At 71.4% G+C, this 21,512-nt stretch carries 17 protein-coding genes, 1 other RNA gene and 2 pseudogenes; 13 read left to right on the top strand and 7 right to left on the bottom strand.

Translation table 11 applies throughout. The annotated features are described in order from the left end of the window. Nucleotides 1-80: 80 nt before the first annotated feature. Nucleotides 81-1,076, bottom strand: coding sequence for an aldo/keto reductase (locus SMA5143A_RS35105; protein WP_107466862.1), 996 nt, complete (start codon nucleotides 1,074-1,076; stop codon nucleotides 81-83). 66 nt (nucleotides 1,077-1,142) lie between these two features. Next, nucleotides 1,143-1,469 carry a nuclear transport factor 2 family protein gene (locus tag SMA5143A_RS35100; RefSeq protein ID WP_107466861.1) on the bottom strand — a complete coding sequence of 109 codons (327 nt, stop codon included), beginning with the start codon at nucleotides 1,467-1,469 and terminating at the stop codon, nucleotides 1,143-1,145. Between the two features lie 206 nt (nucleotides 1,470-1,675). Between SMA5143A_RS35100 and SMA5143A_RS35095 the strand changes: the two genes are divergently transcribed. The 5 genes from SMA5143A_RS35095 (at nucleotide 1,676) to SMA5143A_RS35075 (ending at nucleotide 7,146) form a co-directional block, all read left to right on the top strand. After that, nucleotides 1,676-2,221, top strand: a complete 546-nt coding sequence (locus SMA5143A_RS35095) for a DoxX family membrane protein (protein ID WP_099964022.1) — start codon at nucleotides 1,676-1,678, stop codon at nucleotides 2,219-2,221. 36 nt (nucleotides 2,222-2,257) lie between these two features. Beyond that, nucleotides 2,258-2,632 carry a MazG-like family protein gene (locus SMA5143A_RS35090; protein ID WP_107466860.1) on the top strand — a complete coding sequence of 125 codons (375 nt, stop codon included), beginning with the start codon at nucleotides 2,258-2,260 and terminating at the stop codon, nucleotides 2,630-2,632. A 238-nt stretch (nucleotides 2,633-2,870) separates the two neighbouring features. Further along, complete coding sequence (locus tag SMA5143A_RS35085; protein WP_107466859.1) at nucleotides 2,871-5,078, top strand: MMPL family transporter; 2,208 nt, start codon at nucleotides 2,871-2,873, stop codon at nucleotides 5,076-5,078. A gap of 116 nt (nucleotides 5,079-5,194) precedes the next feature. Continuing rightward, a complete protein-coding gene (locus SMA5143A_RS35080; RefSeq protein ID WP_107466858.1) occupies nucleotides 5,195-6,448 on the top strand; it encodes a sensor histidine kinase in 1,254 nt (417 codons plus the stop codon). 20 nt (nucleotides 6,449-6,468) lie between these two features. Next, nucleotides 6,469-7,146, top strand: coding sequence for a response regulator transcription factor (locus SMA5143A_RS35075; RefSeq protein ID WP_107466857.1), 678 nt, complete (start codon nucleotides 6,469-6,471; stop codon nucleotides 7,144-7,146). A gap of 80 nt (nucleotides 7,147-7,226) precedes the next feature. On the opposite strand, the gene SMA5143A_RS35070 is transcribed toward SMA5143A_RS35075, so the two are convergent. Next, complete coding sequence (locus tag SMA5143A_RS35070) at nucleotides 7,227-8,672, bottom strand: family 43 glycosylhydrolase (protein ID WP_181362166.1); 1,446 nt, start codon at nucleotides 8,670-8,672, stop codon at nucleotides 7,227-7,229. A gap of 141 nt (nucleotides 8,673-8,813) precedes the next feature. Further along, nucleotides 8,814-10,316, bottom strand: coding sequence for a family 43 glycosylhydrolase (locus tag SMA5143A_RS35065; protein ID WP_107466856.1), 1,503 nt, complete (start codon nucleotides 10,314-10,316; stop codon nucleotides 8,814-8,816). A 178-nt stretch (nucleotides 10,317-10,494) separates the two neighbouring features. On the opposite strand from SMA5143A_RS35065, the pseudogene SMA5143A_RS44280 reads away from it, so the two are divergent. Continuing rightward, nucleotides 10,495-10,680 (top strand): annotated as a pseudogene (locus tag SMA5143A_RS44280) (LLM class F420-dependent oxidoreductase); the annotation flags it as partial. A gap of 425 nt (nucleotides 10,681-11,105) precedes the next feature. Here the strand turns inward: SMA5143A_RS44280 and SMA5143A_RS35055 are convergent. Together SMA5143A_RS35055 and SMA5143A_RS35050 are read right to left on the bottom strand one after the other, a co-directional pair. Then, a complete protein-coding gene (locus SMA5143A_RS35055) occupies nucleotides 11,106-11,522 on the bottom strand; it encodes a YeeE/YedE thiosulfate transporter family protein (protein ID WP_107466855.1) in 417 nt (138 codons plus the stop codon). Then, nucleotides 11,522-12,217: a YeeE/YedE family protein gene (locus SMA5143A_RS35050; protein ID WP_107466854.1), complete on the bottom strand. Its 696-nt coding sequence runs from the start codon at nucleotides 12,215-12,217 to the stop codon at nucleotides 11,522-11,524. Before SMA5143A_RS35050 ends, SMA5143A_RS35055 begins: the two co-directional genes overlap by 1 nt. A gap of 717 nt (nucleotides 12,218-12,934) precedes the next feature. Between SMA5143A_RS35050 and SMA5143A_RS44855 the strand changes: the two are divergent. The 7 genes and pseudogenes from SMA5143A_RS44855 to SMA5143A_RS35000 all read left to right on the top strand — a co-directional run bounded on the left by SMA5143A_RS44855 (nucleotide 12,935) and on the right by SMA5143A_RS35000 (nucleotide 20,949). Further along, nucleotides 12,935-13,672: pseudogene (locus SMA5143A_RS44855) on the top strand (putative T7SS-secreted protein). A gap of 50 nt (nucleotides 13,673-13,722) precedes the next feature. Further along, complete coding sequence (locus tag SMA5143A_RS35030; RefSeq protein WP_107466850.1) at nucleotides 13,723-14,565, top strand: MerR family transcriptional regulator; 843 nt, start codon at nucleotides 13,723-13,725, stop codon at nucleotides 14,563-14,565. A gap of 705 nt (nucleotides 14,566-15,270) precedes the next feature. Continuing rightward, nucleotides 15,271-16,200 carry an ATP-binding cassette domain-containing protein gene (locus SMA5143A_RS35020; RefSeq protein WP_107466849.1) on the top strand — a complete coding sequence of 310 codons (930 nt, stop codon included), beginning with the start codon at nucleotides 15,271-15,273 and terminating at the stop codon, nucleotides 16,198-16,200. After that, entirely contained in the window at nucleotides 16,200-17,033 is an 834-nt protein-coding gene (locus tag SMA5143A_RS35015) for a hypothetical protein (RefSeq protein ID WP_107466848.1), read from the top strand. Before SMA5143A_RS35020 ends, SMA5143A_RS35015 begins: the two co-directional genes overlap by 1 nt. A 25-nt stretch (nucleotides 17,034-17,058) precedes the next feature. Beyond that, nucleotides 17,059-18,381: a sensor histidine kinase gene (locus tag SMA5143A_RS35010; protein ID WP_107466868.1), complete on the top strand. Its 1,323-nt coding sequence runs from the start codon at nucleotides 17,059-17,061 to the stop codon at nucleotides 18,379-18,381. Then, nucleotides 18,378-19,046 carry a response regulator gene (locus SMA5143A_RS35005; RefSeq protein ID WP_107466847.1) on the top strand — a complete coding sequence of 223 codons (669 nt, stop codon included), beginning with the start codon at nucleotides 18,378-18,380 and terminating at the stop codon, nucleotides 19,044-19,046. The genes SMA5143A_RS35010 and SMA5143A_RS35005 overlap by 4 nt, the downstream gene beginning before the upstream one ends. A gap of 100 nt (nucleotides 19,047-19,146) precedes the next feature. Further along, nucleotides 19,147-20,949 (top strand): FAD-dependent monooxygenase, encoded by a 1,803-nt coding sequence (locus SMA5143A_RS35000; RefSeq protein WP_181362164.1) that lies wholly within the window; start codon nucleotides 19,147-19,149, stop codon nucleotides 20,947-20,949. Between the two features lie 72 nt (nucleotides 20,950-21,021). Here the strand turns inward: SMA5143A_RS35000 and rnpB are convergent. Next, nucleotides 21,022-21,427: RNase P RNA component class A (rnpB, locus tag SMA5143A_RS34995), an RNA gene on the bottom strand. Between the last annotated feature and the right edge of the window lie 85 nt (nucleotides 21,428-21,512).

Raw genomic sequence — 21,512 nt, 5'->3', positions numbered from 1 at the left:
CCGCGAGGTGTGCACCGGGGCACGGGACGGCTGCCCCGCCATACCGCCCTCCCATGGCGGGCGACTCCTGTACGGGCGGCTCAGCGCCCCAGGACCCGGTCGACCTCGGCCAGTTGGTCCGCGGTGAGCGGTCCCTTCGCGAGGGCGCCGGCGTTCTCCTCGGCCTGGGCGACCGAGCGGAAGCCGGGAATGGGCACCGTTCGCGGGCTGCGGGCCCAGAGCCAGGCGAGGGCGCCCTGCGTGAGCGTCCGGCCCTCGCTGGTGAGGATCTCCCGCAGCGCCTCGACCCGGCCGAGCCACTCGGGGTCCGCCCCGCCGTCCGCGGTGAAGCCCGGCAGCCAGGCGGGCGGGGTGCTGCGGATGTCACCGGCCGCCAGGGCGCGCCCGGGGGTGTGCTTGCCGGTGAGCAGGCCCATGGCGAGGGGGCTGCGGTTGACGCTCGCCAGGTTCGACTCCTCGCACAGGGCGAGGAGTTCGGGGGCGTCCTGGAGGATGTTCAGCCGGTGCTGGACGGCCGTGCAGTGCGCGCCCTTCGCGAACACGGCGGCCCGTTCGGGGTCGTCGGTGCTCCACGCGTACGCCCGGATGAGCCCCTCACGGACGAACTCCTCGCACAGGTCACGGAGTTCGGCCGCCCGCTCGGGGTCGGCGTCGGACAGGTGGAGCTGGTACAGGTCGATGTGGTCCGTGCCGAGGCGGTCGAGGGAGGCGGTGAGGGCGCGGCGGGCGTGGGCCGGGGTGTCGTCCTGACCGGTGAGGGTGCGGGTGCGCTCGTCGAAGACGTTGCCCCACTTGGTGGCCACGACGACGTCCGCGCGGCGCCGGCCGAGAGCGCGGCCGAGGACGCGTTCGCTGTGGCCGGCCCCGTACACGTCGGCCGTGTCGAAGAAGGTGACGCCGAGGTCCAGGGCGCGGCGCACGGCCCGTACGGACTCCTCGTCGTCGACACTGCCCCAGCCGAGCGGCTGCCCGTCGGCGGACCGCCACTCTCCGCCGATGGCCCAGCAGCCGAAGCCGAGTGCGCTGACCTGGATGCCGCTGCGGCCGAGGGACCTCGTGTACGTGTTCGTCTCCATGCCCGAGGACGGTAGGAGTTGGAGCGCACGCGAAGGCAAGCCATCGCGGGGAAAACTTCGGCGGGGTCAGGCCTGGCCGGTCTCGAAGTGGGAGATCCTGCCGTCGTCCGAGACCGTGAAACGCCAGGCGGTGCGCATCTCGCCCCAGGTGTCGTTGCGGTAGTTGGCGACCAGGGAGCGGCCGCCGTCGGACTCGCGCTGGACCTCCATGTGGCCGTGGGAGGAGAAGATCTCCCGGTCGGTCCAGTCCGCGAGGTCCCGGTCGGAGCCGTCGTCCGACATGGTCGCGTCGTCGGCGAGGAGGGCCATCAAGGCGTCGCGGTCCTGCGCGTTCACGGCGTTGACGAAGGCGCGGACGGTCGGATCACTGAGTCTGGCGGGTGCGATCGTCATGCCGGTCAGCCTCACACCGCCGGTACACGCCCGCCACCGGAGGCGCCCGGCTGAGTGGTCGCGGCTGGACCGGCGTCGCCGACGGCGCGTTCCGGGCCCGCCACTCGAACGGCCGCGCGGGCAGCCCCGAGGCGTGTCATCGGTGCGACGGTGGATACGCGGGAGGGGAAAACGTCCGAGCGCCACCGTCCGTTCCGGGAGTCACCGTGACCACATTCGACCGACGTGATCTGGGCCTGCTGCTCCTCCGCCTGGGCGCGGGCGGGGTCCTCGCCGCGCACGGGACGCAGAAGCTGTTCGGCTGGTTCGGCGGGCACGGCATCGAGGGGACCGGCGCCTTCATGGAGTCGGTGGGGTACGCGCCGGGCAAGGCCAGCGCCACCGCGTCCGGGCTGGCCGAGACGGGTGGCGGCACCCTGCTCGCCCTCGGTCTCGCGACCCCCGCCGCCGGTGCCGCCGCCGCGGGCGCGATGGCGGGCGCCGCCGCCGTCCACACCCCCAACGGCTTCTTCAACGCGAACGGCGGCTACGAGTACGCCGCGACCCTGGGCCTGGCCGCCGCGGGACTCGCGATCGCCGGTCCCGGCAGGCTCTCCCTCGACCACGCGTTCCGCCATGTCGTCGACCGGGGCTGGATGGTGCCGTCGGCGCTCGCGTTCACGGCGGCCACCACGGCGCTGGTGATCGGCGCCCGGACCAAGCGGGTGCGTCGGCAGAAGGAGGGCGAGCAGGAGCCGTTGTTCGAGGAGTGACCTCCCCGCCCGGTACGGGCGTGACAAGCTGCGCCCATGAGCGAGCGGAGCGACGCCCCCGGCGACCCCCGGCAGTCCGGCGACGCCCCCGGCGACCCCTGGCCGGCCGTGGAACTGCTGTACTCCTGGCTGGAGTCGAACCCTGTGCACAACGGCCGTGAGCTGTTGCTGCTGCGGCTGCTGAAGCTCCAGGAGGAGGTCGGCGAGGTCGCCGAGGCGGTGATCGGTGTCACCGGGTCCAACCCGCGCAAGGGCACCACCCACACCTGGGACGACGTGCGGGCCGAGCTGTGCGATGTGATCATCACGGCGATGGTGGCGCTGCGCACCCTCGCCCCGGACGCCCGCGCGGTCCTCGCCGCCCATCTGGCCGGGGTCGCGGAACGCTCCCTGGACACCCGCCGTGGCTGACGACGCCTTCTGGACCGCCGCCCGATCCGGGCTGCCCGGCAAGGCGTCGCGCGACGCCCAGCACACCATGTGGGAGCGGCGCGGGCTCCGCACCGTCATACCGGGGGGTGATCCGTCGGCCGGGTCGTACTGCGATTCGAGTACCCGGGATTGTCGGCAGCCGCACGACGACCCGGAGGGCCTCGGAACGGGAGTCTGTGCGGGTATCCCAGACATCTGACGTGGAGACCTGCGCCCCATGGCAACCTTCCTCTATCGGCTGGGCCGGCTGGCCTTCCGCAAACGCTGGTACGTCACCCTCGTGTGGGTGGCGGTCCTCGGTGCCGTCGGTTTCGGCGCCGTCCAGGCCCCCGGAGCCTCCGACGAGGAGTTCTCCATGCCGGGCATCGAGTCCCAGAAGGCGTTCGACCTGCTGGAGCAGCGCTTCCCCGGCATGACCGCCGACGGCGCCACCGCCCGGGTCGTGTTCGTCGCGCCGGGCGGCGAGAAGGTCACCGCCGCCGGGAACAAGAAGGCGATCGAGGAGACCGTGGCCGACCTGGCCGACGGCTCGCAGGTCGCGAACGCCGTCGACCCGTTCCAGGCGCGGGCCGTCAGCGAGGACGGCTCGACGGCGTACGCGACCGTCACCTACAAGGTCGGCGCCAACCAGCTCTCCGATGCCGGCAGGACGCACCTTGAGAACGCCCTGCACCAGGCCCAGGACGCCGGGCTGACCGTCGAGGCGGGCGGCGACGCGGTCTCCGAGCAGGGCGGCGCGGGCGGTGCGGCCGAGGTGATCGGTGTCGCCATCGCCGCCGTCGTACTGCTGGTGACCTTCGGCTCGCTCGCCGCGGCCGGGCTGCCGCTGCTGACCGCGCTGGTCGGTGTCGGCGTCAGCATGGCCGGCATCCTCGCCCTGTCCGACGCGCTCGGCCTGTCCACCACCACCGGCACCCTCGCGATGATGCTGGGCCTCGCGGTCGGTATCGACTACGCCCTGTTCGTCGTCTCCCGCTACCGCGAGGAACGCGCCAAGGGCCGTACGCCCGAGGAGGCGACCGCCCTCGCCACCGGCACCGCCGGATCGGCGGTCGTGTTCGCCGGGCTCACCGTCGTCATCGCGCTGGCCGGACTGGCCGTGGTGGGCATCCCGATGCTGACGAAGATGGGGCTGGCCGCCGCCGGGGCGGTCGTCGTCGCCGTGCTGATCGCGCTGACCCTGGTCCCGGCCGTCCTCGGGTTCTGGCCGAACGCGGTCCTGGCCCGCAAGGCCCGCAAGAGCGGCCGGCTGGAGTCGAGCGGCGACAACGGCGGCACCCGCTGGTCCCGGTTCGTGCTGCGCCGCCCCGTGCCCGTCCTGCTCCTCGGCGTCATAGGTCTCGGCGCGCTCGCCGTACCGATGACCGACCTCCAGCTGGGCATGCCCGGCGACGAGGCCAAGCCGACCTCCACCACCGAGCGCCGTGCCTACGACGCGCTCGCCGAGGGCTTCGGGCCCGGGTTCAACGGGCCGCTGACGATCGTCGTGGACGCCCGCGGCGCCGACGACGCCAAGAGCGCCGCCGAGACCGTCGCGAAGGACATCGGCGCCACCGAGGGCATCGTGTCCGTCTCCCCCGCGCGCTTCAACGAGGCCGGCGACACCGCCGTCTTCTCCGCCGTGCCCGCCACCGCGCCGACCGACGAGAAGACCAAGGACCTGGTGACGGTCATCCGCGACGAGCGGCCCGGCATCGAGTCGAGGACGGGCGCGACCTACGAGGTCACCGGCACCACCGCCCTGAACATCGACATCTCCGACAAGGTGCAGTCGGCGCTGGTCCCCTATCTGCTGGTCGTGGTGAGCCTCGCCGTCCTGCTGCTGCTCGTCGTCTTCCGCTCGCTGCTCGTCCCGGTGAAGGCCGCCCTCGGCTTCCTGCTGTCGGTGCTCGCCTCCCTCGGCGTGGTCGTCCTGGTCTTCCAGCAGGGCCACGGCGCGGAGCTGCTGGGCGTGGAGCAGACCGGCCCGATCATGAGCCTGATGCCGATCTTCCTGGTGGGCATCGTCTTCGGTCTCGCCATGGACTACGAGGTGTTCCTCGTCTCCCGGATGCGGGAGGCGTACGTCCACGGCGACCGGCCCGACGAGGCGATCACCAGCGGGTTCCGGCACAGCGCCCGGGTGGTCGTGGCGGCCGCACTGATCATGATCGCGGTGTTCGCCGGGTTCATCGGCGAGAGCGACTCCATGATCAAGATGATCGGCTTCGGGCTGGCCTCGGCGGTCCTGTTCGACGCGTTCGTCGTGCGGATGGCGATCGTGCCGGCCGTGCTCGCGCTGCTCGGCGACCGGGCCTGGTGGCTGCCGAAGTGGCTGGACCGCGCGCTGCCCCGGGTCGACGTGGAGGGCGAGGCGCTCAGCCGCCGCCCCGAGGCGGAGCCCGGCCCGGCGGAGCCCGCCGAACCCGAAGCGGCCCGCGTCTGACCCCACCGCACCGCCCCCCACCGGGGCCGTCCGTGGCGAACGCCACGGGCGGCCCCCGGGGCGTGCGCGCCCGACGTCGACCACCATGGTTCCCAGTCCCACCGACCGGAGTCCCGATGAGCATCAGCCTGGACCGGCGCTACGCCGACCGCCTGGAGGAGTTCTCCGAGAGCCACCCCTTCCTCATCGATCTGGTGATGGCCGCGATGCTGATGGCGTGCGCGACCCTCGGCAGCGCCCTCACCCTGCCCGGCGCCGACCCGCCGGACCAGGACAACGTCGGCGTCGCCCTCATGGGCGTGTCCTGCCTCGCCCTGCTCAAGCACCGCGCCCACCCGCGCACCGCGCTGGTCATCACGGCACTGTGCACGATCGTCGCGGTCTCCCTGGGCTATCTGGTCACCCCCCTGCTGCTGGCACCGGTCATGGGGGGCCTGTACTGGCTGTCCACCCAGACCGACCGGAACACCACCCGCGTCTACGGCCTCACCACCATCGGCGCGACCACACTCGCGGCGGTGTTCACCGACTCCATGGACCACTTCTCCCTGCTGATCAGGACGATCGGCCCCGTCTTCTGGCTGCTGCTGCCCCTCGCCGCGGGCAAGGCCACCCAGGTGCGGCGCGCCTATCTGAAGTCGGTGCAGGCCCGCGCCGAGCACGCGGAGCGCACCCGTGAGGAGGAGGCCCGCCTCCGGGTCGCCGAGGAACGCATGCGTATCGCCCGCGACCTGCACGACGTGGTGGCCCACCATCTGGCGCTCGCCAACGCCCAGGCGGGCACCGCCGCGCACCTCACCCGCGTCGACCCCGAGCAGGCCCACCGGATCCTCACCGACCTGACCGCCACCACGTCGTCGGCGCTGCGGGAGCTGAAGGCCACCGTGGGTGTGCTGCGCCAGCCCGACGACCCGGAGGCGCCCCTGGCCCCCACCCCCGGCCTGCACCAGCTCTCCGACCTGGTCGCCGCGTGCGAGTCCGCGGGCCTCACCGTCACCATGACCACGGAGGGCCCGCCGGGGCCGCTCGACCCGGGCGTGGACCTGACCGCGTACCGGATCGTGCAGGAGGCCCTCACCAACGTCAGCAAGCACGCCGACGCGGACGCGGCCCGGATCCGCCTCGCCTACCGGGAGTCGCACCTGACGATCACGGTCACCGACGACGGCGGCGGCACCACGGCTCCGCCCACCAGTGTGTTCGACAACTGCCGCGGCTTCGGTCTCATCGGCATGCGCGAGCGCGCCCAGTCGGTCGGCGGCGCCCTGAGCGCCGGTCACCGGCCCGAAGGCGGCTTCGAGGTCACCACCGACCTTCCGCTGCGCCCCCGCCCCCGCATCCCCCAGCTCGAAGGCGGACCGACCCCATGACCGAAGGCGGACCGACTCCCATGACCATTCGTGTGCTGCTCGCCGACGACCAGGCCCTGCTGCGGGCCACCTTCCGCATCCTCATCGACTCCTGCCCGGACCTGGAGGTCGTCGGTGAGGCCGCCGACGGCCGGGAGGCGGTCGACCTCGTCCGCGTCCACCGCCCCGACGTGGTCCTCATGGACATCCGGATGCCCGGCACCGACGGACTCGCCGCGACGGCCGTGATCTGCGCCGACGAGGACCTGTCCGACACCCGCGTGCTGATCCTGACGACGTTCGAGATCGACGAGTACGTCGCCCAGGCGCTGCGGGCCGGCGCGAGCGGCTTCCTCGGCAAGGACGTCACCGCCGACGCCCTCCTCGACGGCATCCGCACGGTCGCCGCCGGGGACTCCCTGCTCTCCCCCACCGCCACCCGCACGCTGATCACCCGCTTCCTCACCGCCCCCGCCCCCGGCACCCCGCTGGCCGCGCCCGAGCAGCTCGCCACGCTCACCTCCCGGGAACGCGAGGTGATGTCCCTGGCGGCGGAGGGCCTGTCCAACGACGAGATCGCCGAGAAGCTCTACGTCAGCCCGCTGACCGTGCGCACGCACATCCACCGCGCGATGACGAAACTCGGCGCCCGCGACCGGGCGCAACTGGTGGTGATGGCGTACCAGTCGGGCCTGGTGCAGGTGGTACCCCCGGAATGAGCGGTGCACCGCGCCCCCGACGGGGACACGGTGCACCGAATACGGAGGCCGGCTCGCGGAAGCCCGCCCGTGGAGGCCTGCTACTCCTTGTAGAAGGTGGCGTCCTGCTGGTCGAGGGTCGTGCTGACCGGCTGGGTGTAGAGCAGGTTGTTGAAGTGCCGGATGTAGCGGCCGGGGAAGTTGTACGACTCGTACGACACGGCCGCGGGATCGGCGAGACCGGCCCGCTCGTGGAAGGAGGCGTCGGCGTCGAACAGGGCCGAGCCGTCGTCCTTCTCCACCCAGAGCTCGTTGTTCTTGTGGCGGAGGTAGTAGCCGGGGAAGTTCGCCGACTCCAGGGAGACCGTGCCGCTGCCCGTCAGACCGGTGACGATCCGAAACTGCGAGTCGGCGAGGTTGGTGACGTTGCCCTCCAGCTTCGCGCGGTACTCCCAGTGCCGGATGAACTTGTCCGGGTAGTTGAACGAGGAGAGCCGGACCGGGGTCGCTCCGTCGGCGACGGGGATGCCGAAGTTGGGTGTGCCGTCGGCGTTCCAGTAGATCTTCTGGTAGCGGGTACGGCGGTTGGGGTCGTTGAGCGGGTCGCCGCTGATGTTCTTGTAGTTGCGGTCGTGGTAGACGAGGACGTCCGACTTGCCGTCCTCGGAGACCGTGAAGGTGTTGTGGCCCGGGCCGTACTGGCCGGTGTTGTCGTTGCTCTTGAAGACCGGCGTGGAGGTCTTCGCCCAGGAGGCCGGGTTCATCAGGTCGGCGGTGGCGTCGGCGGTGAGCAGGCCGAGGCAGTAGTTGGCGTCGGTGGCGCTGGCCGAGTAGGTCACGAAGACCTTGCCGTTCTTCTGGAGGACGGCCGGGCCCTCGTTGACGCGGTGGCCGACGGTCTCCCAGGAGTACTCCGGCTTGGAGATCATCACCGGGCTGCCGCTGATGGTCCAGGGGTTGGACATCCTCGCCAGGTACAGGTTGGTGCCGCTGCCGACCGCCGGGTCGTTCTGCGCCCAACTGAGGTAGCGGGTGCCGTTGTGGACGAAGGTCGTCGCGTCCAGCGAGAAGGTGTCCAGCGGCAGTGCGATGCGGCCCTTCTCGGTCCAGGTGCCGGTGAGCGGGTTGGCGGAGCTGGACTCCAGGACGTACGGGCGGATCTTCCAGATGTCGTTGGAGGCGCCGGCCGTGAAGTAGACGTACCACTTGCCGTCGATGAAGTGGATCTCCGGGGCCCAGATGTGGGCGCCCATCTCACCGCTGGCGTGCTTGGTCCAGATCGTGGTCTCCGGGGCCGTGGCGAGGCCCTGGAGGGTGGTGGCCCGGCGCATGACGATCTTGTCGTAGGCGGGGACGGTGGCCGTGAAGTAGTAGTAGCCGTCGGTGTGCTTGAAGATGTGCGGGTCGGCGCGCTGGAGCGCGATCGGGTTGGTGAACGTCACGGCGGGGGACGCGGGCGCGGCGGCCTGGGCGGGAGTGGTCACGCCGGTGAGCACGGCGAGCGCCGCCGCCGCGGCCACCACGGCCCGTCTGACGAGTCGTCTCATGTTGTGCGGCCCTTCGGGGTTCGGATGTGCGGGGTGGAGCGGAACGGCGGACGGCTGTCGGCGTACGTGACACCGGAGCCGTCCGCCGGTCAGGCGGTCAGGCGGTCATGCGTGCGGTCATGCGTGCGGTCATGCGTGCGGTCATGCGGTGGTGGGGACGAGCCGCCACTGCTGGCAGTTGTTGTTGAGCCAGGACCACTGGCGTACGTCGGTGCCGTCGGCGGTGCGGCAGTCGGCGACGTCCATGACCTTGCCGGTGGCGGCGTTGACGATCCGGACGTAGTCGCCGCCGAGGTAGACCATGCGGAACTTCTGGCAGTTGTTGTTCAGCCAGGACCACTGGCGGATGTCGGTGCCGTCGGCGGTGGCGCACTCGGCGACGTCGGCGACCTTGCCGGTGGCGACGTTCACGAGGCGGCTGGTGTCGTCGGCGCGGTCCTCGATACGCCACTTCTGGTTGGCGCCGCCGTTGCAGGTCCACTGGAAGATGTTGGTGCCGTCGGCCGCCTTGCCGCCATCGACGTCCAGGCACTTGCCGCTGTTGCGGTTGACGATGGTGTACGCCTTCGGGGTCGTCGCCGTCTCACCGGAGGGGCCGGAGAGGGTGGTGCCGAGGGCGACCGGAGTGCCGAAGTTCGGGGTGCCGTCCGCGTTCCAGGTGAACTTCTGCGCGCGGGTCGTCCGGCCGTTGTCGCAGCCGTCGCTCGCCGCGTCGTTGGCGTGGTAGACGATCCAGTTCTCGGTGCCGTCGGGCGAGGTGAAGAAGCCGTTGTGGCCGGGAGCGTAGACCCCGGCCGCGTCGCTGCGCTGGAACACGGGGGTCTGCTTCTTGGTCCAGGAGGAGGCGAGCAGCGGGTCGGAACCGGTCAGCTCCAACTGCCCGAGCTTGTAGTCGGGGCCCCAGCAGGCGCTGGCGGAGTAGACGAGGAAGGTGCGCCCGTCGCGGTAGAGGGGCTCGGGCCCTTCGTTGACCTCACCGCCCTGGGTCTCCCAGCTGAGCGTCGGGCTGGAGATCACGGTGAAGGTGGAACTGGCCAGCGTGTACGGGTTGCTGAGCGGCGCGATGACGAGGCTCTGCTTGCCGCCGCCGACGAAGCCGCTGCCCACCAGGTACAGCTTGCCGCCGTGCTTGAGCACGCTGGCGTCGATGAGCCAGCCGCCCGGGGTGGTGTTGGCGCCGGTGAGGGTGTTCTTGTAGGTGTACGGCCCCATCGGGTCGGACCCGGCGCTCTCCAGGACGTGGGTGCGCTGACCGTCGCAGCAGGCGGCGCCGCGTGGCCCGGCGGAGTAGTAGAGGTACCACTTGCCGTCGAAGAAGTGGATCTCCGGGGCCCACATGTTCCAGTTGCGGGTGGCGGTGCTGTCAGACCACACCTGGACGCTCGGCGCGGTGCTCAGCCCCGCGAGCGTGGGCGACTTCCGCATGGTCAGCTCACCGGTGAACGAGGTCGTCACCAGGTAGTAGTCGCCGTTGTAGTACTCCAGCCAGGGGTCGGCGCCCTTCTGCGACTTGACCGGGTTGGTGAACGGCTTGCCGTCCGCCGCGGCGGCGGTGCCGGCGGGCTGGACGGTGAGGAGCGACGCGAGGAGGGCCAGCAGCGCGGCCCCCCAGGTCACCCAGTGGCGGACGCGTATGCGGACCACGGCAAGTCCCTTCCGGGAGCGGCTCAGCGGGGGGAGATGTGGGAGATGTTCGACATGGCGAACACTGTGCGTAACTTCGGCCAGAAGGTAAGCGTGAGGCAGGAGGGGCGTCAATGGATCGGACATTGTTTTTCGTGGCGGATGCGTCCCAGGAGCCCGAAGGGACGGCTTCGGCGGAATACGCGGAAAACGCGGAATACACGGCGATCTCGCGCGGCGCGGTGAACTGGCGGAAGCGGCGGGCGAGTTGGAAGAACTCGGCTTCGGCACGGTCTGGCTGGGAGGCAGTTCGGCCGTACGCCACGCCGTCCCGCTGATCGAGGCGGCGACCCGGCTCGCGGTGACCACGGGCATTCAGAGCATCCGAGTTCCACGCGGCGGGGGCGCACCATGTGGCGTTGCGGCTGATCGACGGGGCACGGGCGACGCGCTCCCGAGGGAGGGGTGGCGGCGGCTGGCGGCGCTGCTGGGCCGACCTCTGCCGAGCCGCCCCTCCCTCGCGCCTTCGGTACCAGGCGGCAGCCCGGCCCGGTCACCATGTTCACGGGCCCGGTCACCATGTTCACGTCGGACGAGGGCGACATGCGCAAACCGTGCGCCGACCGCGTGGTGGTCGTGTAGCTCTGAGCCGGGCACGGCCCGTCCCCGTTCGCACGTCGCTTCCTTCCGCGCGCCGCTCGGGTAGGCGGTGACAGGTACGACGGGCCAATCCCACGGTCAGCCGAACGCCGGCCACCGCCCCGCACCCGGCGGAGGCGACGCCGTGAGGGCCCGGTCCGGCCCTGTCGCTCACCCTTCGCAGGAGCCTCTGTCGATACGGAAGAACCGGCCGCCGGCCCAGTGACACAGCCTGACCCCGACGACGATGCCCGCGATGGTGACCAGGGCGGGCAGGTAACCACTGGCGACCTGGACGAGCGGGATCGCGGGGCATCCGCCGGAGATCGCCCAGCCGATGCCGAACAGGACCGCGCCGGGGACGACGCCCGCGTGGAGGCGCCCCGCGCCCCGGCGCACCCGCAGCAGGGCGAACACACTCGCGATGATCACGATGGCGCCGAAGACGGCGAGGAGCATCCGCGAGTCCTGGAAGGTGAGCATGCGGTTCAGCTCGGCGTAGTCCCCGAACCCGATGCGGGTCACGGTGAAGCCGAGAGCGAGCCCGGTGAGGAGGTTGGCGAGCAGGACTGCGCCCCGGCTACGCATCAGATCACCTTCCACAGGAGGAACGACACCACGACGGCGGTACCGAAGAACGTGGCCGTCGCGACGAGACTGACGGGGCTGAGCCGACCGCAGCCGTTGAGCCCGTGCCCCGAAACGCAGCCACCGGCCAGCCGGGTACCGAAGCCGACCAGCACGCCTCCCACGAAGAGCAGGGCGACCATGGCGACCGGGTTGCCGGTCACCAGGTGCCGGTAGCCCGCGCCCATGTCGGAGCGGACGTGGAACTGCCCGGAGGTGACGGCGGCGATCAGTCCGCCCACGAAGATCGAGACCAGCAGGACGGCCTGGGTGACCAGCGGAGCGGGGCGCGGGTGCGCGCCTCGGCGGCGTCCGTCCGTGGCCGGTGCGCCGGGCGCCCCCGGGGGCACGACGGGCGCAGACGCGGCGGACACGGGCGCGACGGGCATGGGCGCGACGGGCACGGTCTGGGCGGCCACTGGGGCGACGGCCGCGGTGCCGAAATGTTCGGCGGTGGCCGCACCGAGAGCGGCGACAAGAGCTTGTTCGTCGGCGAACTCCGCCTCCCTGCGCTCCAGTTCGGCCTCACGCCGCCAGTGCAGCACTCGCTCCCAGGCACCCGACACCCCGAAGGACCGGTCGGTGGCGAGGGTGTAGCCGATGGTGAGTACGGCGAGCCCGACAGCACCCGCCCACCAGGGCCAGTAAGCGGTCATGCGTTGCCTCTCATCCACTCGGCCAACCGGGCCCACCAACCCCGTTCGGGCTCGTCGGGGGCCGCCGGCGGCTGTTCGGCGGGGCCGGCACCTCGCCTCTCGGAAGCGGTGGGCGCGGGACTCGGCGCCAGGTGATGGGCGTGCCGCCCGTTGGGCAGCAGGGTGATCGGCACCCGCTCGCCGGTGAGTGCCACCTGGTAGCGCGCACAGTCGCGCCAGCTGTCCTCGTTGTCGCAATAGCAGCTGCGCCAGCCCGCCAGACTCTGGTTGAGATGGGGGAAGAGAGGACACGTCGAAGCATGTAAGCAACCCACAGAATGATCCAACCACCATCCCAACCAGCCGACAAGCATGGGCAGTTGAAGCCTGATGCGCCGTCTTCACACGGTGGACCTCACTGCGCGCGCGACGGACTGCCCCGACATGGGCAATGGGTTCGCGGCGCCCGCACTCTCTGCCCCTTCACGCCCCGTCCGCGGGGCGACCCGGACCCGCCCCGCCGTGAGCGCCAGGGCCGCCATCGCCCTGACCGGCAGGCGTCCAGCAGGTGCCGGCTCGCGACCGTGAAGGGTCGCTGTCCGAGGTCCGCATCGCTTCGGGCGGTCTCCCAGGCGGAGAGGTGGTCACCGGTCCGGTGCAGGGCGACGGCCCCTCCCGCGAGGAACGCGAGCAGGCGGCCCAGGCCGAGGGACAGCGGCAGAGCGGGGACGGCAGCTGATGGGTGGCTGGATCCCGGACGGTGTGGAGGACAAGCTCAAGGGAGCCGCCAACGCCGTCGTCGGCAAGGCCGAAGAGGTCTACGACGACGGTAAGGAGGTCGTCGGCAGGGCCATCGACGAGGGCACCGACTACGCCGGCAAGCGCCTGGACGAGATGGGTCTCCACCAGGCGGCGGACAAGGTGGAGGACTGAGGCGACGGCGCCGCTTCCGCCCTGGGCGCCACCCCCGGCGAACAGCAGCTCGGGGAGACCGAGCAGGCCGACGAACTGATCCACGGCAATGTCGGCCGCATCCAGGAGAGCGCCAAGCACCTCAAGGACTTCCACACGGCCTTCGACAAGGTCGGCGACGGCATGCGCAAGCTGGACTCCTCCCACTGGAAGGGCCAAGCCGCCGACACCTTCCGTGAGAAGTTCGCCATGCACCCCAAGAAGTGGCTGCACGCGGCGGACGCCTGCGACAAGGCCGCGAAGGCGCTCGACTCGTACGCGGACACGGTCAAGTGGGCCCAGGGCCAGGCCCAGGACGCCATCGACGCCCACCAGGCGGGCGTGAAGGCGTCGAAGGCGGCGGTGGAGGCGTACACCACCAAGGTCGACGCCTACAACGCGAAGGTGAAGGCCGGTGAGGACCCCGGCCCCAAGCCGGCCGAAGCTCACCCTCTCGATCGGTCCCGGCGGCAGCCAGGGCCTGGATCCGGTGACACCTGGATGGTGTGGTTGCACCTGCCGTAGCGGCATGTGGTGGGGTCGAGGCACCACATGCACGAAAGGCTCTGTCTGCGATGTACCCCTCCGTCACGCCTCCCCGTCAGGTCAGGATCGGTGATGCTGCCGCCTTCGCCGGGACCACCCCTCGCGCCATCCGCCATTACCACGAAATCGGTCTGCTGCCGGAGCCCGAGCGCGGCCGGGACGGCCGTCGCCTCTACGGCTACGACGACATGATCCGCCTGCTGTGGATCCGCAGGATGGCAGAAGCCGGCATCGGCCTGGACGACATACGGGCCGCCTTCGACGAGGCCCGGGGGATCGAGGAGATCCTGAGCAGACTGGAGGAAGCCTTAGCGGCGCAGGAGGCCGCCATCAAGCGTCGGCGCGCGGCTGTCCAGCGCCTGGTGGTGGTGGGGAGTCCGCTGGGGCTGCTCTCCGAACTGGTCACGGACCGGCTCAGCCACCTGCCCCCGGGCGCACTGCGACCGTCGGACGTGGAAGAGTTGCTGGTCACGGAGCGGATCTTCGGGCCGCTGGGCGCCGCCATCCAGGCCAGCGTGTTCATCGTGCTGGCTACCCATCCGGACCTGCGGGCCGAGCAGGACCGTCTTGACGCGGTCGAGGCCTCCCTCGACGACGGCGTCGAACCCGACGACCCGCGCGTCGAAGAGATCGCCGTACAGCGATGCGCCCAGCAGATGGCCCTGGAGCAGGCCATCGAGGCTGCTGGTCTTGGCACGGCCGAGGAGAAGCTCTTCGAGATCTACGACGCTGACCTGAAAGGCGAGGAAGACATGCAGATGAGCGCCTCCGCAGCGACCACCAAGATGCCCTACGACTTCTCTCCCGCCCGGATGCGCTGTCTGGAACTCACGGCACAACTCCTCGCCGACATCCACTCCGCAGACAGCTGATCGCCCGCGGCCGGCACCGATGTGGCCCGACAGCCGGTCGCGTTCATCCATATGTGCGGGTCGTACCAGACGTCGAGCCCGGCCGTAACGAAAAGTGACATCACAGCTGGCCGTACGGGGCGAGGGCATCGTCCGGGTCGAGGGTGACCGACACCCGCGCCGAGAAGCAGCCTCGGTCCAGCCCTCCGGTGACCGACTCGCTGTCCGAGTCCGGCCGGGGCCTGCTCCTCGTCGCCGCCCTTTCGGACGACTGGGGCGTCACCCCTCGCCATGCCGCCCCGGGCAAAACCGTTTGAGCGGAACTGCGCGTGCAGCAACAAGGCCACCCGCGCACGCACCGGGTGGCCCCTAAATCGACCGACATCGACTTCAACTCCACCGGCCACCTGGGTCCCGCGTGCACCACGAGGCGGCAGGGTCGCGTGCCCCTGGTCGTTTGGCTGCGGCCGTGCCGGGACACCGGCTGAAGCGTGTGCCGCGCGGTGCCCGTCCTGCTGCCCGTGGTGTGCGACCGCAGGCCGACGCCCACCCGCCGACGTGTCATACCTGAGGCGTACCGGTGATCGGCGCCGAGTGGAACCGCGGTACCACTCGGCGGGTCAAGTATCTCCCGTGGTCCCAGGGCCAGGGCCGACCGCGCTTCTAACGTCGACTGCACAGGCCGCGGCGCTCGCCCGGCCGCGTCCGAGGCGAAGGACATACACCATGATCGAAGCGCGTGAGCTGACCAAACGGTACGGCGACAAGACCGTCGTCGACGCCTTGAGTTTCACCGTCAAGCCCGGCGAGGTCACCGGCTTCCTCGGTCCCAACGGTGCCGGCAAGTCCACCACCATGCGCATGGTCGTCGGCCTGGACGCCCCCACCAGGGGCACGGTCACCGTCAACGGCAAGTCGTACGCGAGGCACACGGCACCGCTGCACGAGATCGGCACCCTGCTGGAGGCCAAGTCCGTCCACCCCGGCCGCAGCGCGTTCAACCATCTGATGGCGCTCGCGTACACGCACGGCATTGGGCGCCGCCGGGTCGAGGAGGTCATCGAACTGGCCGGTCTGACCAGCGTGGCCGGCAAGCGGGTCGGGGCCTTCTCGCTCGGCATGGGCCAGCGGCTCGGCATCGCGGCGGCCCTGCTCGGCGATCCCGCGATCGTCATGCTCGACGAGCCGGTCAACGGCCTGGACCCCGAGGGCGTGCTGTGGGTGCGCAACCTGCTGCGCGGGCTCGCCGACGAGGGCCGGGCGGTGATGCTCTCCTCGCACCTGATGAGCGAGACGGCGCTGATCGCCGACCATCTGGTGATCATCGGCCGTGGGCGGCTCCTCGCGGACACCACCGTGGACGACTTCACCCGGCAGGCGAGCGGCGGCGGCGTGAAGGTCGCCACCGCCGAGGCCGCCAGGCTGCGCTCGCTGCTGGCGGGCCCGGACGTGACGATCTCCTCCTCGTCCGCCGAGGAACTCCTGGTCACCGGGTGCGACGCCCGCCAGATCGGGCGGATCGCGGCCGAGCACGGGGTGGCGTTGTACGAACTCACCCCCCAGGCCGTCTCGTTGGAGGCGGCGTTCATGGACCTGACCAGGGACGTCGTCGAGTACCAGAGCCATCCGGCCGAGACCGAGCGAAAGGCAGCCTGATGACCGTCACCGAACTCTCCCCCACCCGGGCCAACCCCCGGGCCTACAAGGTCACCGGTCCGCGGGTGCTGCGCGCGGAGTGGTCCAAGTTCTGGTCGCTGCGCTCCAGTTGGATCACCCTCGGCGTCGCCGTGGTCCTGCTGGTCGCCCTCGGCGCGATCGCCTCGGCCACCTACAGCCCCGACGGGGCCACGCAGGGCGGGCCGCCCGGACCCGGCTCCGGCGACCAGAACGCGGTCAGCCTCGCCCTGCTGGGGGTGACGTTCGCGTCGCTGGCCGTCGGCGTGCTCGGCGTCCTGCTGTCGGCCGGCGAGTACACCACCGGCATGATCCGCTCCACCCTCACCGCCGTCCCCCGCCGTCTGCCGGTCCTGTGGTCCAAGGCCGCCGTGATCGGCCCCATCACCCTGGTCCTGACCACGCTCGGCGCCCTGGCCGCGTTCCAGCTGGGCACCCTGGGCCTGGACGGCGAGAAGATCGCCCTGTCCCCTGGCGACGACGGTGTGCTGCGCAGCCTGGCCGGTGCCGGCCTCTACCTCGCCCTGGTCGCCGTCGCGGGTGTCGCCCTGGGCATGCTGCTGCGGTCCAGCGCCGGGGCGATCGCGGTCCTGGTCGGCGTCCTGCTCATTCTCCCGGGCCTGGCCTCCCTGCTGCCCGACTCCCTCTACGACAACATCAACCCCTACTTCCCCAGCAACGCGGGCTCGGCGATGTACGCACTGCACCAGTCCTCCGATGCCCTCTCCCCCGGTGCGGGACTCGCCGTCTTCGCCGGGTGGGTGGCCCTCGTCCTCGTCGGCGCCGCCTGGCGGCTCCTCAAGAGCGAAGCCTGACCCGGGCACGAGGACAATGATGTCCATGACTGCGAACCGTGCGGCAGCCGCCGCGGCCCCGGCCCGGGGGACGGCGGCCGGGCCGCCCCCCGGGTTCGAGGCGGCCTGGGCCCACCCGCTCCTGGGCCGGCTGCTGCGCGACCAGAGCCGCCGGCAGCGGCTGGACCGCCGGCATCCGTGGCTGCTCGACACCGCGGTGATGCTGTTCGTGGTAGCCGTCACCCTGCCCGGCCTGCTCCGGGGCGACGGCGACACCCCCTTCGGGCTGAAGGACGCCCGCGACCAGCTGCCGCCCGCCGTCCGGTTCGCCCTCGTCGCCGCACTCATCGTGCCGCTGTGGTGGCGGCGCAGGGCACCGGCCGTCACGTACTTCGTGATCGCGGCGGCGTCGCTCACCCAGTGGTCCCTGGGAGTCTGGCTGCCGACGGGCGTCGCCGCGCTCATCGCCCTGTACACCCTGGCGCGCAACGGCTCCTTGCGCATGCTGGGCTGGGCCGTCGCACTGGCCGTCGGCCAACTGCTGCTGGCCATCTTCGTCCTGGTGCCGATCGAACATCCGGTGCTCGGCGGCTTCTTCATGCTGGGCACGACGACGGCGGCCGTCACCCTCGGTCTGACCCTCCGTATCCGCCGGATGTATCTGGAGGCCCTACAGGACCGCGCCAGACGCCTGGAGATCGAGCAGGAGCAGCGCGTCCGGCTCACCGCCGCCGCCGAACGCTCCCGGGTCGCCCGCGAGATGCACGACATCGTCGGCCACAACCTCTCGGTCATGGTCAGCGTCGCCGACGGCGCCGCCACCCTCGCCACCAACCGCGGCGAGACGTCCGCCGACGCCCTGCGCATCCTCGCCGATACCGGCCGCCAGGCCATGAGCGAACTCCGGCGCGTCCTGGGCGTGCTGCGCGAGGATCAGGACGAGGAAGGGCGGCTCAGCCCGCAACCCGGTATCCGCGACCTGGACCCGCTGCTGGCGCGCGTGCGCGCGGCGGGGCTGCCCGTGACCTACCGGACCATGGGCGACCTCGACGCCCTCGGCAGCGGCGTTCAGCTCACCTTGTACCGCATCGTCCAGGAAGCCCTGACCAACACCCTCAAACACGCCGGCCCGGGCTCCACGGCCGACGTCACCGTCACCAAGGACACCGGCACCGTGCACGTCAAGGTCGCCGACACCGGCGCAGCCGCCGCCGGGGCTGCGTCCGGCGACACCGGGCACGGCCTCGTCGGCATCCGCCAGCGGGCCGCCATGTACGGCGGCACCGTCACCCTGGGCCCGTCTGCCACCGGCCAGGGCTGGCTCGTCGACGTCGTACTCGACGTACCCCCGGGAGATCACCAGCCATGACCACCGTCCTCATCGCCGACGACCAGCCCCTGCAACGCATGGGCGTGCGCATGCTTCTGGAGGGCACCCCCGGCCTGACCCCCGTCGGCGAGGCCGCACACGGCGCCGAGGCCGTCCGCATGGCCGCCGAACTCCGCCCCGACGTGGTCCTCATGGACATCCGCATGCCCGGCATGGACGGCATCGAGGCCACCCGCCGCATCATCGCCGCCGGTGGCCGCACCCGCGTCCTCATCGTCACCACCTTCGACCTCGACGAGTACGCCTACGAAGGCCTGCGCGCCGGAGCCGGCGGCTTCCTCCTCAAAGACGCCCGCCCCGAGGAACTCGTCGCCGGCATCCACGCGGTCGCCACCGGAGACGCCGTCGTCGCCCCCCGCCTCACCCGCCGCCTGCTGGACGCCTACACCCACCGGGTCCTGGCCCCCACGGACACCCCACCCGCCGAGGACCCCCGCCTGACGAGCCTCACCGACCGCGAACGCGAAGTCCTCGTCGCCATCGGCCAGGGCTGGACCAACACCGAGATCGCCGAGCGCCTCGTCCTGACCGAATCCACCGTCAAGAAACACGTGGGCCGCGTCCTCGCCAAGATCGGCGCCCGCGACCGCGTCCAAGCCGTGATCACCGCGTACGACACCGGGCTGGTCAGGGCCAAGTCGTAGCCCGCCAGGGCCTGCCGCGGGCAGAGGGTCGGATGAGACCATCCCGCTTGACCAGGAGAAGCATGTGATGAGCAGTCAACTCCATTGTGAGCCAGCGGTCTTGATAGTCGGTGGCGGCCCTGCCGGACTCTCCGCCGCCGTCCTGCTCGGCCTGAGAGGTGTCGACGTCCTCCTGGTCGAACGGCATCCGGACGCCTCGAAGCTGCCTCGGGCGCATCTGCTCAACCAGCGCACGATGGAGATCTTCACCGACGTGGGCGTGGCCGACGCCGTGTACGCGCTCTCCCCGCCCGAGGACCGCTGGCACCGGGTGGCGTGGCACACCACGCTGGCCGGACCGGCCGTGCCGTTCGGACAGAGGATCGGGGCACTCCCCGCCTGGGGCGGCGGCCCGGACACCGAGCGCTACGCCCGCGCCAGCCCCAGCCGCTACGCCAACGTGCCACAGCTGCGCCTCGACCCCCTGCTGCGGACCCGGGCGGAGGCCGTGTGCGGACCGGAGAACATCCGCTTCCACCACGAGCTCACCGCCCTCTCCCTCTCCGATGACGGTGCGGGCGAGGGTGCCGTGGCGACCGTCCGGGACCGGGACAGCGACGAGTCCTACGAGGTCCACGCCCGGTACGTCGTCGCGGCGGACGGCGGCCGGACCTGCACCGACCTGCTCGGCATCGAAATGGACGGGCCCACGGGGCTGCTCGACATGGTCACCGTGCGCGCCACCATGGACCTGTCGGAGTGGATCTCCGACGACGAGACGCTGCTGTACTACTTCATCAACCCCGACGGCCGGGGTTCCTTCGCCGGCGCCCTGTGCGCGATGGGCCCCGATCGCTGGGGGCGCGAGACGACCGAGTGGGCCGCGCACGTCGGCTACCGCACCACCGACGCCGACCGCAACGACCTGCCCGCGGTCCTCTGCCGCATCCGCCGCATGCTCGGCGTCCCCGACCTGGACATCGAGGTGCACGCGGTCAGCCACTGGGAGTTGGAGGGTGTCGTGGCGCGGCGTCAGCGCAAGGGCCCCGTCTTCCTGGCCGGCAACGCGGCCCACCGGCACCCGCCGACGGGCGGTCTGGGTCTGAACACCGCGGTCCAGGACGCGCACAACCTCGTCTGGAAGCTGGACGCCGTCCTGTCCGGCCAGGCCACCGACGCCCTGCTCGACAGCTACGAGACCGAACGCCGCCCGGTGGGCGAGTTCAACGTCCGGCACTGCCTCACCAACGCCGGCGGACACGCCCGCATCGCCGCGGCACTCGGTCTGCGAGCCGACCAGAGCGAGGAAGAAGGCTGGGACGCCGTCACCGAGTGGTTCGCGGACACCGCCGAGGGCGACGCCAAACGTGCCGCGGTCACCGAAGCCGTCGCGAGCAACGCCGACGACTTCAGTCAGCTCGCGGTGGAACTCGGCTATCACTACGACGCGGGTGCGCTGGTCCCCGACGGCACACCCGCGCCAGAGGGAAAGCACCCACTGCGCGACTACGTGCCCACCACACGGCCCGGCCACCATCTGCCCCACGCCTGGCTCAGCCACGGCGGATCCCGGCAGTCCGTGCACCGGCTGATCGCCCCACGCGGCCTCACCCTGCTCGTGAACGCCGAGCACGCCCACCGGTGGGCCGAGGCCACGCAGGCGGCGGGCGACACCGGAGCGACCGTGCACGTCCGTGTCATCGGCACCGGCACCGGCTCAGAATGGACCGACCCCGACGGCGAATGGGCCGCCGTCCGCGAGATCGACAGCAGTGGGGCGCTGCTCGTCCGCCCGGACCGGCACATCGCCTGGCGGGCACCCGACTGGTCCGAGGACCGCCCCGCCGAACTCCGCCGGAGCGTGTGCTCGGTGCTCGGCCTCCAGCCCACACAGCCCGTGCCCGCGGTCCCGTCGATGGAGTGACCCCGAGGAGGTGCTCTGCCGGCACTCGGCCGCGGCCGATACGGCCGTCAGCCGGTCAGAGGCACTGAGCGGCAGACGAGTCGGGCTGTACGCCGGGTTCTGTTCCCGGGGTTCCTCGCGGAGCCCCGGGCGACGGCCATCCATCTAGGGCCGGTGTTGCCACCGGCCTCGTGCGGTCTACCCGCGGACTCGGGCGGGCAGCCCTCGAACGTCCGCGCAGGGTCGCTTTTGACGGCGGCCCCTCTTGACCTTGCTCCAGGTGGGGTTTACCTAGCTGCCCAGGTCACCCTGGGCACTGGTGGTCTCTTACACCACCGTTTCACCCTTACCGAGGACCGAGGTCCCCGGCGGTCTGCTTTCTGTGGCACTGTCCCGCGGGTCACCCCGGGTGGCCGTTAGCCACCACCCTGCCCTGTGGAGCCCGGACGTTCCTCGGGAAGCCCCTAGAGGGACTTCACGCGGCCGTCCGCCCGGCTCGTCTGCCGTGTCGACCATGCTACCCGGCGGCTGGGGCGCTCCGGTCCGGCCGGCGTCGGCCGTGAGGGGCGCGACAGCCCTCGCCC

Origin of the sequence: Streptomyces sp. MA5143a (genome assembly GCF_900290235.1) — a bacterium.
Taxonomy (GTDB): Bacteria; Actinomycetota; Actinomycetes; order Streptomycetales; family Streptomycetaceae; genus Streptomyces.
Note: the sequence above shows the minus strand (reverse complement) of the source record. Positions and strands in the feature narration are given on the sequence as shown.

Coding starts and splice junctions, on each gene's coding strand:
- SMA5143A_RS35030 (WP_107466850.1), top strand. CDS start 13,723: ATGTACCCCTCCGTCACGCCTCCCCGTCAGGTCAGGATCGGTGATGCT.
- SMA5143A_RS35090 (WP_107466860.1), top strand. CDS start 2,258: ATGAGCGAGCGGAGCGACGCCCCCGGCGACCCCCGGCAGTCCGGCGAC.
- SMA5143A_RS35075 (WP_107466857.1), top strand. CDS start 6,469: ATGACCATTCGTGTGCTGCTCGCCGACGACCAGGCCCTGCTGCGGGCC.
- SMA5143A_RS35085 (WP_107466859.1), top strand. CDS start 2,871: ATGGCAACCTTCCTCTATCGGCTGGGCCGGCTGGCCTTCCGCAAACGC.
- SMA5143A_RS35050 (WP_107466854.1), bottom strand. CDS start 12,217: ATGACCGCTTACTGGCCCTGGTGGGCGGGTGCTGTCGGGCTCGCCGTA.
- SMA5143A_RS35105 (WP_107466862.1), bottom strand. CDS start 1,076: ATGGAGACGAACACGTACACGAGGTCCCTCGGCCGCAGCGGCATCCAG.
- SMA5143A_RS35005 (WP_107466847.1), top strand. CDS start 18,378: ATGACCACCGTCCTCATCGCCGACGACCAGCCCCTGCAACGCATGGGC.
- SMA5143A_RS35015 (WP_107466848.1), top strand. CDS start 16,200: ATGACCGTCACCGAACTCTCCCCCACCCGGGCCAACCCCCGGGCCTAC.
- SMA5143A_RS35020 (WP_107466849.1), top strand. CDS start 15,271: ATGATCGAAGCGCGTGAGCTGACCAAACGGTACGGCGACAAGACCGTC.
- SMA5143A_RS35070 (WP_181362166.1), bottom strand. CDS start 8,672: ATGAGACGACTCGTCAGACGGGCCGTGGTGGCCGCGGCGGCGGCGCTC.
- SMA5143A_RS35055 (WP_107466855.1), bottom strand. CDS start 11,522: ATGCGTAGCCGGGGCGCAGTCCTGCTCGCCAACCTCCTCACCGGGCTC.
- SMA5143A_RS35010 (WP_107466868.1), top strand. CDS start 17,059: ATGACTGCGAACCGTGCGGCAGCCGCCGCGGCCCCGGCCCGGGGGACG.
- SMA5143A_RS35080 (WP_107466858.1), top strand. CDS start 5,195: ATGAGCATCAGCCTGGACCGGCGCTACGCCGACCGCCTGGAGGAGTTC.
- SMA5143A_RS35100 (WP_107466861.1), bottom strand. CDS start 1,469: ATGACGATCGCACCCGCCAGACTCAGTGATCCGACCGTCCGCGCCTTC.